At 75.3% G+C, this 14,651-nt stretch carries 14 protein-coding genes; 8 read left to right on the top strand and 6 right to left on the bottom strand.

Going from position 1 to position 14,651, the window contains the following annotated elements; genetic code table 11:
• Position 1 precedes the first annotated feature (1 nt).
• Positions 2–1,480 (top strand): cobyrinate a,c-diamide synthase, encoded by a 1,479-nt coding sequence (locus ACIPM1_RS27255; protein ID WP_402439006.1) that lies wholly within the window; start codon positions 2–4, stop codon positions 1,478–1,480.
• A complete protein-coding gene (gene cobI, locus ACIPM1_RS27250) occupies positions 1,477–2,208 on the top strand; it encodes a precorrin-2 C(20)-methyltransferase (RefSeq protein ID WP_356186709.1) in 732 nt (243 codons plus the stop codon). Before ACIPM1_RS27255 ends, cobI begins: the two co-directional genes overlap by 4 nt.
• Positions 2,209–2,225: 17 nt before the next feature.
• Here the strand turns inward: cobI and ACIPM1_RS27245 are convergent, their stop codons facing one another.
• Entirely contained in the window at positions 2,226–2,954 is a 729-nt protein-coding gene (locus ACIPM1_RS27245; protein ID WP_402439004.1) for a ZIP family metal transporter, read from the bottom strand.
• 95 nt (positions 2,955–3,049) lie between these two features.
• On the opposite strand from ACIPM1_RS27245, the gene cobM reads away from it, so the two are divergent.
• Genes cobM through cobC form a run of 6 tightly spaced genes read left to right on the top strand, consistent with a single transcriptional unit; the run spans position 3,050 to position 9,454 of the window.
• On the top strand, positions 3,050–3,868 hold the full coding sequence (cobM, locus tag ACIPM1_RS27240; RefSeq protein ID WP_356186714.1) for a precorrin-4 C(11)-methyltransferase: 819 nt from the start codon (positions 3,050–3,052) through the stop codon (positions 3,866–3,868).
• Entirely contained in the window at positions 3,865–5,151 is a 1,287-nt protein-coding gene (gene cbiE / locus ACIPM1_RS27235; protein ID WP_402439002.1) for a precorrin-6y C5,15-methyltransferase (decarboxylating) subunit CbiE, read from the top strand. The genes cobM and cbiE overlap by 4 nt, the downstream gene beginning before the upstream one ends.
• A complete protein-coding gene (gene cobJ, locus ACIPM1_RS27230; protein ID WP_402439000.1) occupies positions 5,148–6,863 on the top strand; it encodes a precorrin-3B C(17)-methyltransferase in 1,716 nt (571 codons plus the stop codon). The genes cbiE and cobJ overlap by 4 nt, the downstream gene beginning before the upstream one ends.
• Positions 6,860–7,444 carry a precorrin-8X methylmutase gene (locus ACIPM1_RS27225; RefSeq protein ID WP_402438998.1) on the top strand — a complete coding sequence of 195 codons (585 nt, stop codon included), beginning with the start codon at positions 6,860–6,862 and terminating at the stop codon, positions 7,442–7,444. The genes cobJ and ACIPM1_RS27225 overlap by 4 nt, the downstream gene beginning before the upstream one ends.
• Positions 7,441–8,373 (top strand): sirohydrochlorin chelatase, encoded by a 933-nt coding sequence (locus ACIPM1_RS27220; RefSeq protein ID WP_402438996.1) that lies wholly within the window; start codon positions 7,441–7,443, stop codon positions 8,371–8,373. The genes ACIPM1_RS27225 and ACIPM1_RS27220 overlap by 4 nt, the downstream gene beginning before the upstream one ends.
• Positions 8,363–9,454: an Rv2231c family pyridoxal phosphate-dependent protein CobC gene (gene cobC / locus ACIPM1_RS27215; RefSeq protein ID WP_402438994.1), complete on the top strand. Its 1,092-nt coding sequence runs from the start codon at positions 8,363–8,365 to the stop codon at positions 9,452–9,454. The genes ACIPM1_RS27220 and cobC overlap by 11 nt, the downstream gene beginning before the upstream one ends.
• A 203-nt stretch (positions 9,455–9,657) precedes the next feature.
• On the opposite strand, the gene ACIPM1_RS27210 is transcribed toward cobC, so the two are convergent.
• The 5 genes from ACIPM1_RS27210 to ACIPM1_RS27190 all read right to left on the bottom strand — a co-directional run bounded on the left by ACIPM1_RS27210 (position 9,658) and on the right by ACIPM1_RS27190 (position 14,489).
• Complete coding sequence (locus tag ACIPM1_RS27210; protein ID WP_402438992.1) at positions 9,658–10,620, bottom strand: SCO1860 family LAETG-anchored protein; 963 nt, start codon at positions 10,618–10,620, stop codon at positions 9,658–9,660.
• A gap of 284 nt (positions 10,621–10,904) precedes the next feature.
• On the bottom strand, positions 10,905–11,996 hold the full coding sequence (locus ACIPM1_RS27205; RefSeq protein ID WP_402438990.1) for an amidohydrolase family protein: 1,092 nt from the start codon (positions 11,994–11,996) through the stop codon (positions 10,905–10,907).
• A gap of 17 nt (positions 11,997–12,013) precedes the next feature.
• A complete protein-coding gene (locus ACIPM1_RS27200) occupies positions 12,014–12,808 on the bottom strand; it encodes an amino acid ABC transporter ATP-binding protein (RefSeq protein ID WP_402438989.1) in 795 nt (264 codons plus the stop codon).
• Positions 12,805–13,650, bottom strand: a complete 846-nt coding sequence (locus ACIPM1_RS27195) for an amino acid ABC transporter permease (RefSeq protein ID WP_402438988.1) — start codon at positions 13,648–13,650, stop codon at positions 12,805–12,807. The genes ACIPM1_RS27200 and ACIPM1_RS27195 overlap by 4 nt, the downstream gene beginning before the upstream one ends.
• Positions 13,647–14,489, bottom strand: coding sequence for an ABC transporter substrate-binding protein (locus tag ACIPM1_RS27190; RefSeq protein ID WP_402438986.1), 843 nt, complete (start codon positions 14,487–14,489; stop codon positions 13,647–13,649). Before ACIPM1_RS27190 ends, ACIPM1_RS27195 begins: the two co-directional genes overlap by 4 nt.
• Positions 14,490–14,651: the final 162 nt, after the last annotated feature.

The following is a 14,651-nucleotide window of genomic DNA, read 5'->3' as shown; positions in this document are numbered from 1 at the left end:
CGTGCTGACGTCGTCCCCCTCGTCCGTGCCCCGGCTGGTCGTCGCCGCGCCCGCGTCGGGCAGCGGCAAGACCACCGTCGCCACGGGGCTGATGGCCGCGCTGACCGCGCGGGGGCTCGCCGTGTCCCCGCACAAGGTCGGGCCGGACTACATCGACCCCGGGTACCACGCGCTCGCCACCGGGCGGGTGGGGCGCAACCTCGACGCGTACCTGTGCGGGCCGGAACTCGTCGGGCCGCTGTTCGCGCACGGCGCGCGCGGGTGCGACGTGGCCGTCGTCGAAGGCGTGATGGGGCTGTACGACGGGGCCGCCGGGGAGGGCGAACTGGCGTCCACCGCCCAGGTGGCGAAGCTGCTGCGGGCGCCGGTGGTGCTGGTCGTGGACGCGTCGTCGCAGTCGCGGTCCGTGGCGGCGCTGGTGCACGGGTTCGCCTCCTTCGATCCGGAGGTGCGGGTCGCGGGCGTGATCCTGAACAAGGTCGCCTCGGACCGGCACGAGGAGCTGCTGCGGGAGGCGCTGGACTCCGTCGGGGTGCCGGTCTTCGGGGTGCTGCGGCGGGCGCCGCAGGTGGACACGCCGTCGCGGCATCTGGGGCTGGTGCCGGTCGCCGAGCGGCGGACGGACGCGGTGGCCGCGGTCGCGGCGATGGCGGCGCAGGTGTCCGGCGGATGCGACCTGGACGCCCTGATGGCGCTGGCGCGCGGGGCGGGGGCGTTGTCGTGTGCGGCGTGGGACGCGGCCGAGGCCCTGGCTTCCTCGCCCCCTCCGCCCCTTCCCGTCCCGTCCCCGGGGGCTGCCGCCCCCAGCCCCCCGCTTCGGCCCGAACGGCATCGTCCTCGAACTCCTTCGAGCTCCTCGGGCAGGGGGTACCCCCAGGACCTGAGGGTCGCTGTCGCCGGTGGTGCGGCCTTCACCTTCTCCTATGCCGAGCACACGGAACTCCTGACCGCCGCGGGCGCCGAGGTCGTCCCCTTCGACCCCCTGAGTGACGAGCAACTACCCGACGGGACGAGCGGGTTGGTCATCGGCGGCGGCTTCCCCGAGGTGTACGCGGCCGAGCTGTCCGCCAACGAGCCGCTGCGCGAGGCGGTCGCGGCCCTCGCCGAGTCCGGGGCTCCCGTGGCCGCCGAGTGCGCCGGGCTGCTCTACCTGTGCCGGGAGCTGGACGGGCTTCCGATGTGCGGGGTGCTCGACGCGTCCGCCCGGATGAGCGAGCGGCTCACCCTCGGCTACCGGGACGCCGTGGCCCTCGGCGACAGCGCGCTCGCCGCCGCCGGGGAGCGGATGCGGGGCCACGAGTTCCACCGGACCGTCGTCGAGCCCGGCTCGGGGGCGGACCCCGCCTGGGGCGTGCGCGCTCCTCGACGGCGGGTCGAAGGTTTCGTACAGCGCGGTGTGCACGCCAGTTATCTGCACACGCACTGGGCGTCCGCGCCCGGTGTCGCCCGTCGGTTCGTCGAGAGGTGCCGGACGTCATGAGCAGCAGGCTGATCGGGGTGGGGGTCGGGCCCGGCGACCCGGAGCTGGTGACCGTCAAGGGCGTGAACGCGCTGCGCGCGGCCGAGGTCGTCGTCGTCCCCGTGATGGACACCCTGGAGCGGGGGCGGGCCGAGGCGACCGTGCTGCACTACGTGCCCGCGGAGAAGGTGCTGCGGGTGGTGTTCGCGCTCAACGAGCGGACCGACCGGGCGCGGCGGGAGGCCGCCTGGGACGCCGCGGGCGAACGGGTCGCCGGGCTGCTGAGGGAGCGCGGCAGCGTCGCCTTCGCCACCATCGGCGATCCGAACGTGTACTCCACCTTCACCTATCTCGCGCACACCGTCGCCGCGCTGGTGCCGGGCACCGTGGTGGAGACCGTGCCCGGCATCACCGCGATGCAGGATCTTGCGGCGCGTTCGGGGGCCGTGCTGACCGAGGGCACCGAGCCGCTCACGCTCGTGCCCGTCACCGCCGGGTCCGCGGTGCTGAAGGACGCCCTCGCGGGGCCGGGCACGGTGGTCGCCTACAAATTCGGGCGGCAGGCGGGCGAGGTCGCCGAGGCGCTGCGGGAGACCGGGCGGATCGGCGACGCGGTGTGGGGGTCGGCGCTCGGGCTGCCGGAGGAGTCGATCCGGCCGGCCTCGGACCTCGACGGGGAGACGCTGCCGTATCTGTCGACGCTGATTGCGCCCGCGCGGCGCGACGGCGGGCGGGGCGGGAAGCTGTGAGCCGTCTCCGGGCCGGCTCAGCCCGCCAGGCCCACCACCAACCAGATGAAGGCCGCGCCCGCGATCGTGCACAACAGGGTCGAGCGTGCCGGGTGCTCGTGGTGCGCCTCGGGCAGGATCTCCGCCGCGGCGAGGTAGAGCAGGGCCCCGCCGAACAGGCCGAGATACCCGCCGAGCACCTTCTCGGGGATGGTGAGGAAGACGGCCAGGGCCGCGCCCACCACGGGTGCCACCGCGTCCGCGACGAGCATCCCGATCGCCTTGCGGCGTTCGTTGCCGTAGACGGTGGTGAGGGTGAAGGTGTTGAAGCCGTCCGCGAAGTCGTGGGCGATGACGGCCACCGCGACGGCGAGACCCATGCCGCCGCCCACGTGGAAGGCCGCGCCGATCGCCAGGCCGTCCATGGCGCTGTGCCCGACCATCGCCGCCGCCGCGGTCAGGCCCACCTCGGGCGCGCGGTGGACGTGCTCCTCGGCGCCGTGCGCCGCCCGGCGGCCGGCCAGCAGGCGCTCCACCAGGTGGGCGACGAGAAAGCCCGCCACGAACAGCAGCAGGGCCGCCGGTACGCCGAACACCTCGGCGTCCGCGGCACGCAAGGCCTCCGGCAGCAGGTCCAGGCCGACCACGCCCAGCATCAGCCCGCCGGCCAGCCCCAGGACCAGATGACGGCGGTCGGTCACCCGCTGCGCCGTCCAGCCCCCGGCCAGCGTCATCAGGAACGCGCCCAGCGCGACGAAGACCGCCATGTGCCCTTGCTATCGGATCAGGCCCCGGTTGCGCACATCCGGCCCCGCCCGACCCCGTACACACCATGACATTCCGCACGAGAGGACCCGATCCCATGGCCGATGCCCCCACCGGCAAGGTGACCTTCGTCGGTGCCGGCCCCGGCGCCGCCGACCTGCTGACGTTCCGCGCCGCCCGCGCGATCGCCGAGGCCGACATCGTGATCTGGGCGGCCAGCCTGGTGCAGGCGGAGGTGCTCGACCACGCGCGCGCGGACGCGGAGGTGCTGGACTCGGCGGCCCTGTCGCTGGAGGACGTCGTCGCGGTGTACGAGCGGGCGCACGCGGAGGGGCTGCGGGTCGCCCGTATCCACTCCGGCGACCCGGCGCTGTGGGGCGGCACCCAGGAGCAGCTCGACCGGTGCGCGGCGATCGGCCTGGCCACCGAGGTCGTGCCCGGGGTCTCCGCGTTCTCGGCCGTCGCCGCCCTCGCGCAGCGGGAGCTGACCGTTCCCGAGGTCGCGCAGTCGGTGGTCCTCACCCGGCTGGGCGGCGGCAAGACGCCGATGCCGCCCGGCGAGGAGGTGCGCGAGTTCGCCCGGCACGGGACCACCATGGCGATCTTCCTGTCGGCGGCCCGCAGCGGCCAGCTCGTGCGGGAGCTGCTGGAGGGCGGGTATCCCACGTCCACGCCGGTCGTCGTCGCGTACCAGGCGACCTGGCCGGAGGAGCTGGTCGTGCGGTGCACGGTCGGCACGCTGGAGGAGACCGTCAAGGAGCACCGGCTCTGGAAGCACACCCTGTTCCTGGTCGGTCCGGCGCTCGACGCCCACGGCACGCGCTCGCACCTGTACCACCCGGGCCACTTCCACGGCTTCCGCAAGGCCGACCCGGAGGCCCGCCGGGCCCTGCGCGCGCGGGGTGCGAGCACGTGATCACGGTCGTCGGCGCGGGCACCGGCGCGCTCCCGGACGGCGGGGTGCTGGCCGGGGCGGAGCTCGTGGTGGGCGGCCGGCGGCACCTGGACGCCGTACCGCTGCCGGAGACGGCCGAGCGGATCGTGCTGGGCCCGCTGGCCCCCGCCCTGGACACGATCGGGGAGTACGTCGCGAAGGACCGGCCCGTGGTGGTGCTGGCCTCCGGCGATCCCGGGTTCTTCGGGATCGTGCGGGCGCTGGCGGAGCGGTTCGGGGCCGGGCGGCTCGACGTGCGGCCCGGCGTCTCCTCCGTCGCCACCGCCTTCGCCCGGCTCGGGCTGCCGTGGGACGACGCGGTGGTGGTGAGCGCGCACGGACGGGATCTGCGGACGGCCGTCAACGCCTGCCGGGCGCACCCGAAGGTGGCCGTGCTGACCGGGCCCGGCGCCGGGCCGGCCGAGCTGGGCGCCGCGCTGGCCCCGGACCACGGCGACCGGGTGCTCGTCGTCGCCGCCGCGCTCGGCGACCCGGACGGCGAGCGGGTGCGCCGGGTCACGCCCGCCGAGGCCGCGGCCCACGACTGGGGTACGGCGGTGAGCGTGGTGCTGTGCCTGGACGAGACGCGTGTGCTCGGGGCCGCGCGGACGGTCGCCGGACCGCCCGCGGCACCGGCCGGCTGGGCGCTGGCGGAGGACGCGTTCGTGCACCGCGACTCGATGATCACCAAGTTCGAGGTGCGGGCGCTGGCCCTGGCCCGGCTCGGGCCGCGCCTGGGTGACCTGGTGTGGGACGTCGGCGCCGGGTCGGGCTCCGTCGCCGTGGAGTGCGCGCGGCTCGGCGCCGCCGTGGTCGCCCTGGAGAGGACGGCGGACGGGGTGGAGCGGATCCGCGCCAACGCCGCCGCGCACGGCGTCGGTGTGGCCGTGGTGCACGGCGCGGCGCCGGACGCGCTCTCCGGGCTGGGCGACGATCCCGACGCCGTGTTCGTCGGCGGCGGGGGCCGCGAACTGCCCGCCGTCGTCACCGCGTGCGCCCGCCGGGCCCGGCGCACCGTCGTGGTCGCGATGGCCGCGCTCGACCGGGTGCCCGCGGCCCGCGAGGCGCTCACCGCCGCCGGGTTCACCTGCGACGGCGTGCTGCTGCAGTCGTCGCGGCTCGCGCCGCTGCCGGGGGACGTGACCCGGCTGGCGGCGACCAATCCCGTGTTCCTGCTGTGGGGCGTGCGGCCCCCGGCGCATACCGGCGCCGGTACCGACCTCGGTACCGGCGCCGGCGTCGACATCGAAGGAGTTGCCCAGTGATCGGCCTCATTTCCGCCACCGCGGCGGGCACGGCCGCCCGTGACCGGCTGGCGGCCGCCTGGCCGGACCGTACCCGGGTGTACGACGGGCCCGTCGGGGACGCCGTACGGGCCGCCTTCGCCGAGTGCGAGCGGCTCGTGTGCTTCCTGGCCACGGGCGCGGTGGTCCGGCTGGTCGCGCCGCTGCTGGACGGCAAGACGTCCGACCCCGGTGTGGTGTGCGTCGACGAGGGCGGGCGGTTCGCCGTGTCGCTGATCGGCGGGCACGCCGGCGGGGCCAACGACCTCGCCCGGGAGGTGGGCGAGGTGCTGGGCGCCGCACCGGTGGTGACGACGGCGACGGACTCCGTCGGACTGCCCGGCCTCGACACCCTGGGGCTGCCGGTGGAGGGCGACGTCGCGGCCGTGTCGCGGGCGCTGCTGGACGGCGAGCCGGTGGCGCTGGCGGCCGAGGTGGCCTGGCCGCTGCCCCCGCTGCCGCTGGCCCGGGAGGGGGCGTACACGGTCCGGCTGACCGACCGGGCCGTCGCGCCCGGCGAGCGGGAGGTGCTGCTGCGCCCGCCGTCCCTCGTCGTCGGCGTCGGCGCCTCCCGGGGCGCCCCCGTCGAGGAGGTGCTCGGGCTGGTCGAGGACGCCCTGCGGGACGCCGGGCTCTGCGTCCGCTCCCTCGCCGAACTCGCCACCGTCGACGCCAAGGCCGGCGAGCCCGGCATCGTCCAGGCGGCCGAACGGCTCGGGGTGCCCCTGGTGACGTACACCGCCGGGGAGCTGGCGGCGGTCGAGGTGCCGAACCCGTCCGACGCGCCGCTCGCCGCGGTCGGCACCCCGTCGGTCGCGGAGGCCGCCGCCCTCGCCCGCGGCGGTGAACTCCTCGTCCCCAAACGGAAGTCGGAGCGCGCCGACGGGCAACCGGCGCGGGCGACCTGCGCCGTCGTGCGGCGGCCCGGACGCGGCCGGCTCGCCGTCGTCGGGCTGGGGCCCGGCGCACGGGACCTGCTGACCCCGCGGGCCAGGGCCGAACTCCGGCGCGCGCGTGTGCTGGTCGGGCTGGACCAGTACGTCGACCAGATCCGCGACCTGCTGCTTCCCGGCACCCGGATCCTTGAGTCGGGGCTCGGCGCGGAGGAGGAGCGGGCGCGCACCGCGGTCGCCGAGGCCCGTGCCGGGCACGCGGTCGCCCTCATCGGCAGCGGGGACGCCGGCGTCTACGCCATGGCCTCCCCCGCCCTCGCGGAGGCGTCCGACGACATCGACGTGGTCGGTGTGCCGGGCGTGACGGCGGCCCTCGCGGCCGGGGCGCTGCTCGGCGCGCCGCTCGGCCACGACCACGTCTCGATCAGCCTGTCCGACCTGCACACGCCGTGGGAGGTCATCGAGAGGCGGGTGCGGGCGGCGGCCGAGGCGGACCTCGTCGTGACCTTCTACAACCCGCGCTCGCGGGGCCGCGACTGGCAGTTGCCGAAGGCCCTCGCGATCCTCGCCGCCCACCGGGAGCCGGCGACCCCCGTCGGGGTCGTCCGCAACGCCTCGCGGCCGGACGAGTCCAGCCGGCTGACCAGCCTGGCCGAACTGGACCCGGCGTGGGTCGACATGATGACGGTCGTGACGGTGGGCAACACCGCGACCCGTGAGATCGCCGGCCGCATGGTCACCCCGCGCGGCTACCGCTGGCAGGACACCCGGCCCGGCGGCCGGCAGGAGGAGGCCCGGTGAACCGTGTGGTCCATCCCATCGAGCAGGAGTCGTTCCGGCGGCTGCGCGCCCGCCTGGACACCTCGCACCTCGCGCCCCTGACGCGGGCGGTGGTGGAGCGGGTGATCCACTCCAGCGCCGACCTCGCCTACGCCGACGACCTCGTCCTCGACGAGGAGGAGCTGGTCACGGCGCACGCCGCGCTGCACGCCGGGGCGCCCGTGGTCGTGGACGTGGAGATGGTGGCCGCGGGGATCACCCGGCGCGACACCGTCTGCCGGCTGAGGGACGCCCGCTCCGGCCCCGGGCTGACCCGCTCGGCGCACGCGATCCGGCTCGCCTACGAGGACGTCGGCCCCGGAGCGCTGTGGGTGATCGGCTGCGCGCCGACCGCCCTGGAGGAGCTGCTCACGCTGGACGCCGCGCCGGCGCTCGTCGTCGGGCTGCCCGTCGGTTTCGTCGGGGCGGCCGAGTCCAAGGCCGCGCTGCGGGAGAGCGGACTGCCCGCCGTGAGCAACGTGTCCGAGAAGGGCGGTTCGGCGGTCGCCGCCGCCGCGCTCAACGCCCTGCTGTACCACCCCACCGCGAAGGAGACCCCGTGACCACCCCGCCGCCCGCCCTGCTCATCGCCGGTCACGGCACCCGGGACGAAGCCGGAGCCGAGGCGTTCCGCGCCTTCGTGCGGGAGCTGGGCCGCCGCCACCCCGAACTGCCCGTCGCGGGCGGCTTCATCGAGCTGTCCCCGCCGCCGCTGGGCGAGGCGGTCACCGAACTCGTGGAGCGGGGCGTACGCCGGTTCGCCGCCGTGCCGCTGATGCTGGTGGCCGCCGGGCACGCCAAGGGCGACATCCCCGCGGCGCTGGCCCGGGAGCAGGAGCGGCACCCCGGGATCTCGTACACCTACGGCCGTCCGCTGGGCCCGCACCCCGCGCTGCTGAGCGTGCTGGAGCGGCGGCTGGACGAGGCGCTCGGCGGCCCCGCGCCCGAGGAGCGGGCGGAGGTGACGGTGCTGCTGGTCGGCCGCGGCTCGACGGACCCGGACGCCAACGCCGAGGTGTGCAAGGCGGCGCGGCTGCTGTGGGAGGGGCGCGGATACGCGGGCGTGGAGACGGCGTTCGTGTCGCTGGCGGCGCCGGACGTGCCGAGCGGGCTGGACCGGTGCGCCCGGCTCGGCGCCCGGCGGATCGTCGTGCTGCCGTACTTCCTGTTCACCGGCATCCTTCCCGACCGGGTGCGCAGGCAGGCCGAGGACTGGGCGGCGGCGCACCCGGAGGTGGAGGTGCGGTCGGCGGACGTCATCGGCCCGGAGCCGGAGCTGCTGGACCTGGTGATGGAGCGCTACCGGGAGGCCGTCGGGGGCGATCTGCGGATGAACTGCGACTCGTGCGTGTACCGGATCGCGCTGCCGGGCTTCGAGGACAAGGTGGGCATGCCCCAGCAGCCGCACTTCCACCCGGCCGACGACGGCCACCACCACGGACACGGGCACGGGCACCACCACGGCGGGCACTCCCCCTCCCATGCGCACTGAGGACACCGTAGGGGCGGCCGCCGGGGAGGGCCCCGACCTGCGGCACCACGGGGACGCCGAGGTGCGCGACGACGGCAAGGCACTGGTCGATCTCGCCGTGAACGTCCGCGCGGACACCCCGCCGGGGTGGCTGCGGGAGCGGATCGCCGCCTGTCTGGACGGCCTGGCCGCCTATCCGGACGGGCGGGCCGCGCGGGCCGCGGTGGCGGCACGGCACGGGCTGCCCGCGGAGCGGGTGCTGCTGACGGCGGGAGCCGCGGAGGCCTTCGTGCTGCTGGCCCGGGCCCTGAAGGTGCGTCAGCCGGTGGTGGTGCACCCGCAGTTCACGGAGCCGGAGGCGGCGCTGCGGGACGCGGGGCAGAGTGTCGGGCGGGTGCTGCTGCGGGCGGAGGACGGCTTCCGGCTCGACCCCGCGGTGGTGCCCGAGGGCGCGGATCTGGTGGTGGTCGGCAACCCGACCAACCCCACGTCGGTGCTGCACCCGGCGGCGGCCGTCGCCGCGCTGGCCCGCCCGGGGCGGACGCTCGTGGTGGACGAGGCCTTCATGGACGCGGTGCCGGGTGAGCGGGAGGCGCTGGCCGGGCGGACGGACGTGCCAGGCCTGGTGGTGCTGCGCAGCCTGACCAAGACGTGGGGCCTGGCCGGCCTGCGGATCGGGTACGTGCTGGCGGCCCCGGAGACCATCGCGGAGCTGGAGCGGGCGCAGCCGCTGTGGCCGGTGTCCACGCCGGCGCTCACGGCGGCGCAGGCGTGCGTGGAACCGCGCGCCCTCGCGGAGGCGGCCCGGGCGGCCGACCGCGTCGCCGCCGACCGGGCCCACCTGGTGGCGGGCCTGGGCGCGTTCGCGTCCCGCGGGGTGCGGGTGGCCGGACCGGCCGAGGGCCCCTTCGTCCTGGTCCGCGTACCGCAGGCGGCGACCGTACGACGGCGGCTGCGCGCCCTCGGGTACGCGGTGCGCCGCGGGGACACCTTCCCGGGCCTGGGCGAGGACTGGCTCCGCCTGGCGGTACGGGACCGGGCCACGGTGGACGGCTTCCTGCGCGCACTGGAGCGGGCGCTCGGCGCCACGACGGGGGCGTAGACCGGGCCCCGGGCGGCACCCCGGAACGCCGGCGGCGCCGGCCAGCCCCGCCCAACGACCCCGGCGGCCCCGGCGCGTCGCCCCGGCCGGTCCACCCGACCCGCCGGAGTCCCATCCGCCCCGGCACGCGGACCGCACCAGCCAGCCCCGCCCAACAGCCCCCGCCGCCCCCGCGCATCAGCCGCGCCCGGCGCCCCCGCGCGTCACCCCCGGCGGCGGCGGGCCAGGGCGAACGCTCCTCCGCCCGCCGTGAGGAGGGCGACGGAGCCGGCCGCCAGGTAGGGCGTCAGGGTGCTGCCGCCGGTCTCCGCCAGGTCCGACTTCGCGGGTGCCCCCTGGGTCCTGATGTCGGGCGCGGGGGACGCGGGCGCGGCCTGGGCCCCGGTGCCGGAGGCGGGGGGCGCGGACTGCGCGGGCGGCTCGGTCGGGGTGGATCCGGCCGGTGCCGACGGGGTGCGGCAGGTGGCCTCGGCGAGGGTCACGGTCCCCTCGACCTCGGCGACGTTCAGCTTCAACGGGTCGACCGAGACGCGGAGTCGCAGTGCCGTGGCCGCGGCCGTACGGGACGTGGTCTGCCGCTTCGACAGGTCCAGGCGCACCTCGCCGACGCCCGGCACCCGTACGTCGGTCGTGCCGCCCGCCGTGAGCGTCACCTTCTTTCCGAGCACGGTGACCGAGCCGAGCGCGTTCGCCGCGGCGACCGGTGCCTTCCCGGGGGCGCAGGTCGCCCTGGCGGTGACGTCCTCGACCTCGATGAGCGCCAGCAGGGGCAGTCCGGGGAGGTGGAGGCGGGCATGGGTGAGACGGACCGCGCCCTCGGCCCCGCTCCCGTCCGCGGTCGCCCTGGCCGAGGCCACGTCCGCGCGGAGCACGCTGAACGGCCTTCCGCCGTCGACGCCGTCCAGCCGGGCGGTCAGCGCGGTCCTGTCGGCGCTTTGCGGCGCCCGGACCTCGTTGAGCGAGACGGAGAGCGGGACGTTCACCGTCTTGTCGAGCAGGGAGACGTCGAGTCCGGTGCGCAGGACGACGGCGGTCGCGCGGCCATGGTCGGTGGCCGCGTGCGCGGCGCCCGCGCCGGTCAGCGTCAGCGGGCCCGCGGCCAGGGCGGTGACCGCGGCGACGGTGGCGCAACGGCGCGCGGGCAGGCGGAAGGTGGTGCCGTTCAAGGTGTGGGACCCCCAGTGAGACGTGCTTGGGACCCGGCAAGAATTACGCACTGAGAGTGAACAGGCGGAGATCCTGCGTGACTTCACCCCATCGTGGCGATTTCGGGAGTCTTTTCGAATCTCTGGGCACCTGTGTTCGCCGGCGTCACCCTCACATCCCGATCCCCGCGGAGGTGCGGGGCGACGACCGGCGCACACGACGGAGTGCACAACGCCCCGGCCGGGCCCCGGTCACGTCCCGTCAACCCGACACGGCCGGGCGGCCCCGGGACCGCACCGGCGTCCTAGCCGACGATCCGGCCGTTCAGCACCACGCGGCGGGGCGCCGCCAGGACCCGTACGTCCGCGCGCGGGTCCTCGGGGTACACCACCAGGTCCGCGGGCGCGCCCTCGTCCAGGCCGGGCCGCCCGAGCCAGCGGCGGGCGCCCCACGTGGTCGCCGAGAGGGCCTCGACGGGCGGGATGCCGGCCGTCACCAGCTCGGCGACCTCGCCCGCCACCAGTCCGTGCGGCAGCGTGCCCCCGGCGTCCGTGCCGACGTACACCGGGATTCCGGCGTCGTGGGCGGCGCGGACGGTGTCGTAGCGGCGGTCGTACAGCCGGCGCATGTGCGCCGACCAGCGCGGGAACCTCGACTCGCCGCCGTCGGCGAGCTTGGGGAAGAGGGCGATGTTCACCAGGGTCGGGACGATGGCGACGCCGCGCTCGGCGAACAGCGGGATCAGGTCCTCGGTCAGGCCCGTGGCGTGCTCGACGCAGTCGATCCCGGCCTCCACCAGGTCCCGCAGCGAGTCCTCGGCGAAGCAGTGCGCGGTGACGCGCGCGCCCAGGCGGTGGGCCTCCGCGATCGCCGCCTCGGCCGCCTCGCGCGGCCAGCAGGCCGACAGGTCGCCGAGGTCCCGGTCGATCCAGTCGCCGACCAGCTTGACCCAGCCGTCACCGCGCCGGGCCTCCCGGGCGACGTAGGCGACGAGGTCCTCGGGCTCCACCTCGTGGGCGTAGTTGCGGATGTAGCGGCGGGTGCGGGCGATGTGGCGGCCCGCCCGGATGATCTTCGGCAGGTCCTCGCGGTCGTCGATCCAGCGGGTGTCCGAGGGCGAACCGGCGTCCCGGATCAGGAGGGTGCCGGCGTCCCGGTCCGTCAGCGCCTGCTTCTCGGAGACGTCGTCGGCGACCGGGCCGTGCGCGTCGAGGCCGACGTGGCAGTGCGCGTCGACGAGACCGGGCAGCGCCCAGCCCTCGACGGTAGGGACGTCACGGGCGGCGGCGGGCCGCTCGTACGAGATCCGGCCGCCGACGACCCACACCTCGTCGCGGACCTCGTCCGGGCCGACCAGGACCCGTCCCCTCACCTGCAGCACGGCGTCATCGCTCATGCCCGCACCCTAGTCAGTCACGGCCGCTTCCCGCCCACCCGGTCGGAGGTCTCCTCCCCCACCTCGGCCATCGCCGGGTCGAGCAGGCGGGAGAGGAAGTGGCGGGTGCGCTCGTGGGCGGGGTTCCGGATCACCTGGTCCGGGGCGCCGTCCTCGACGACCACTCCGCCGTCCATGAAGACGACCCGGTCCGCGACCTCGCGGGCGAAGGTCATCTCGTGGGTGACCACCATCATGGTCATGCCCTCGTCGGCGAGCATCCGCATCACGGCGAGGACGTCCCCGACCAGTTCGGGGTCGAGCGCCGAGGTCGGCTCGTCGAAGAGCATCACCTCCGGGCCCATGGCGAGCGCGCGGGCGATGGCGACGCGCTGCTGCTGGCCGCCGGAGAGGGAGGAAGGGCAGGCGCCGGCCTTCTCCGACAGCCCGACGCGCTCCAGGTTCTCGGCGGCCACCCGGGCCGCCGTCGCCCGGTCCCGCCGCAGCACCCGGCGCTGCGGCAGCGTGAGGTTCTCGGTCACCGTCAGGTGCGGGAAGAGGTTGAACTGCTGGAAGACCATGCCGATCCGGCGGCGGGCCGCGTCGATGTCCACGTCGGGGTCGGTCAGTTCGGTGCCGCCGACGACGACCTGGCCCCGGGTGGGCTCCTCCAGCAGGTTCACGCAGCGCAGCAGGGTCGACTTGCCGGAGCCGGAGGGGCCGATGACGCAGACGACCTCGCCCCGGCCGATCTCCAGGTCGATGCCGCGCAGCACCTCGTTGCCGCCGAAGGACTTGTGCAGGTCGCGGATGAGGATCTCGGGGGTGCTCACTTGACGGCCTCCTGGGCCTTGGCCTCCATACGGCGGGCGACGAAGCCGAGCGGGATCGTGACCAGCAGGTAGCACAGGCCGGCGACCAGGATCGGCGTGGAGTTGGCGGTCGTGCTGGCCAGGTCGCGCCCGAACTTCGACAGTTCGCGCTCCTCCAGGGTGACACCGAGGAACAGCACCAGCGAGGAGTCCTTGAAGAGCTGGACGAGTTCGTTGGTGAGCGGCGGGAGGATGATCCGGAAGGCCTGCGGGACGACGATGGAGACCATGGCCCGCGCGGGCGAGAAGCCCAGCGAGCGCGCCGCCTCCGTCTGCCCCTTGGGGACGGCCTGGAGCCCGGCCCGGATCGTCTCCGCCATGTACGCGGCGGAGACCAGGCCGAGCGCCAGGGCGACCTTGCCGTACGTCCCGCCGACGACCTCCGTGCCGGGGAAGGCCAGCGGCACGGCCACGCCGACGAAGATGAAGATCAGCAGGGCGGGCAGGCCGCGGAAGACCTCGATGTAGAGGCCCGCGAGCCAGCGGTAGGGGCCGACGGACGACAGCCGCATCAGCGCGATCACCATGCCGAGCACCAGCCCGACGGCGAAGCCGGACAGGGTGTAGAGCACGGTGTTCTTCAGCGCCAGGGTGATGACGTCCGGGAACATCTGCTCGGCGATGCCGGGCTGCGCGAACTGGTTCCGCAGCCGTCCCCAGTCCGCCGTGACCGCGAGGGCGAGCACGGCGGCGACGAAGACGGCGTACTGGACCCCGCGGGACAGCCTGCGCCTCCGGCGCCGGGTGAGGCCCTTCCCGCGCGGGCGGACGGGGGACACGGGGGTGCCGGTGGCGTTCGTCATGAGGCGGAGGGCGAGGCCGCGGCGGCGTCGTACGGGCCGATCCACCGCTCGTACAGCTTCTTGTACGTGCCGTCGGCCTTGGCGTCCGCGATCGCCTTGTTGATCGCGGCGCGGAGCTTGGTGTTGCCCTTCTTCACCGTGAAGCCGTACTGCTCGCCGGTGTCGAGGTTGTCGACGACCTTGAAGGCGCCCGCGTTGGCCTTGTCCTTGAGCCAGCCCTGGACGACCGGGTAGTCGATGACGACGCCCTGGACCTGGCCGGTCCGCAGGCCGTTGAGGAGGGCGTCGGAGGACTCGAAGGAGATCGGGTCGAAGCCCCGCTTCTTCGCGTAGTCCTCGCCGGTGGTCTGCGCCTGCGCGCCGAGCTTCCTGCCCTTGGCCTTGAGGTCGGCGAAGGAGGCGGCGCCGCTCTTGCGGTCGACGAGGACGGCCTGGGTGGCGTTGAAGTACGGGTCGGAGAAGTCGACGTTCTTCTTGCGCTCGGGGGTGATCGTCATGCCGGCCGCGGCGAGGTCGCACCGGCCGGAGTTGAGGAAGGCGCCGGTCTTGAAGTTCTCGAAGGGGGTGTCGAGGATCTGCTGCTTCACCCCGAGGTCCTTGGCGACCAGGTCGACGAGTGCGACGTCGAAGCCCTGGACCCTGCCGTCGATCTCCGACTGGAAGGGCGGGTAGGGCAGGTGGGTGCAGGTGGTCAGCCGCCCCGCCTTGACGACGTCGACCCCGCCGGCGGACGTCTTGCCGCCGCTGCCGCTCGAGGTGCAGCCGGCCACGAGCACCAGCCCGGCCGTAGCGGTGGTGGCGGCCAGGATGCGGGCCCGGCGCCCGGAGAGCGTGATCACGGGGGCGACCTCTCTGTGGGGGGTGGAGGGGGGAAGGTGTGCCGCAGGGAAACTGCGGGTTCCAATAATAAGGAGATCTTGGGGTTTCTCAAACCAATCCCATGGTTACGGGGCCCCGTGACCTACGAAGTCGCCCATGGGAGCCGGGTGACGGCCGCCGGT

This window comes from Streptomyces sp. NPDC086766 (genome assembly GCF_044746005.1).
In the GTDB taxonomy this organism is placed as follows: Bacteria; Actinomycetota; Actinomycetes; order Streptomycetales; family Streptomycetaceae; genus Streptomyces.
The sequence above is the reverse complement of the archived record's forward strand: the minus strand, read 5'-3'. Positions and strand labels throughout refer to the sequence as shown.

Coding starts and splice junctions, on each gene's coding strand:
- cobI (WP_356186709.1), top strand. CDS start 1,477: ATGAGCAGCAGGCTGATCGGGGTGGGGGTCGGGCCCGGCGACCCGGAG.
- ACIPM1_RS27245 (WP_402439004.1), bottom strand. CDS start 2,954: ATGGCGGTCTTCGTCGCGCTGGGCGCGTTCCTGATGACGCTGGCCGGG.
- cobM (WP_356186714.1), top strand. CDS start 3,050: ATGGCCGATGCCCCCACCGGCAAGGTGACCTTCGTCGGTGCCGGCCCC.
- cobC (WP_402438994.1), top strand. CDS start 8,363: ATGCGCACTGAGGACACCGTAGGGGCGGCCGCCGGGGAGGGCCCCGAC.
- ACIPM1_RS27205 (WP_402438990.1), bottom strand. CDS start 11,996: ATGAGCGATGACGCCGTGCTGCAGGTGAGGGGACGGGTCCTGGTCGGC.
- ACIPM1_RS27195 (WP_402438988.1), bottom strand. CDS start 13,650: ATGACGAACGCCACCGGCACCCCCGTGTCCCCCGTCCGCCCGCGCGGG.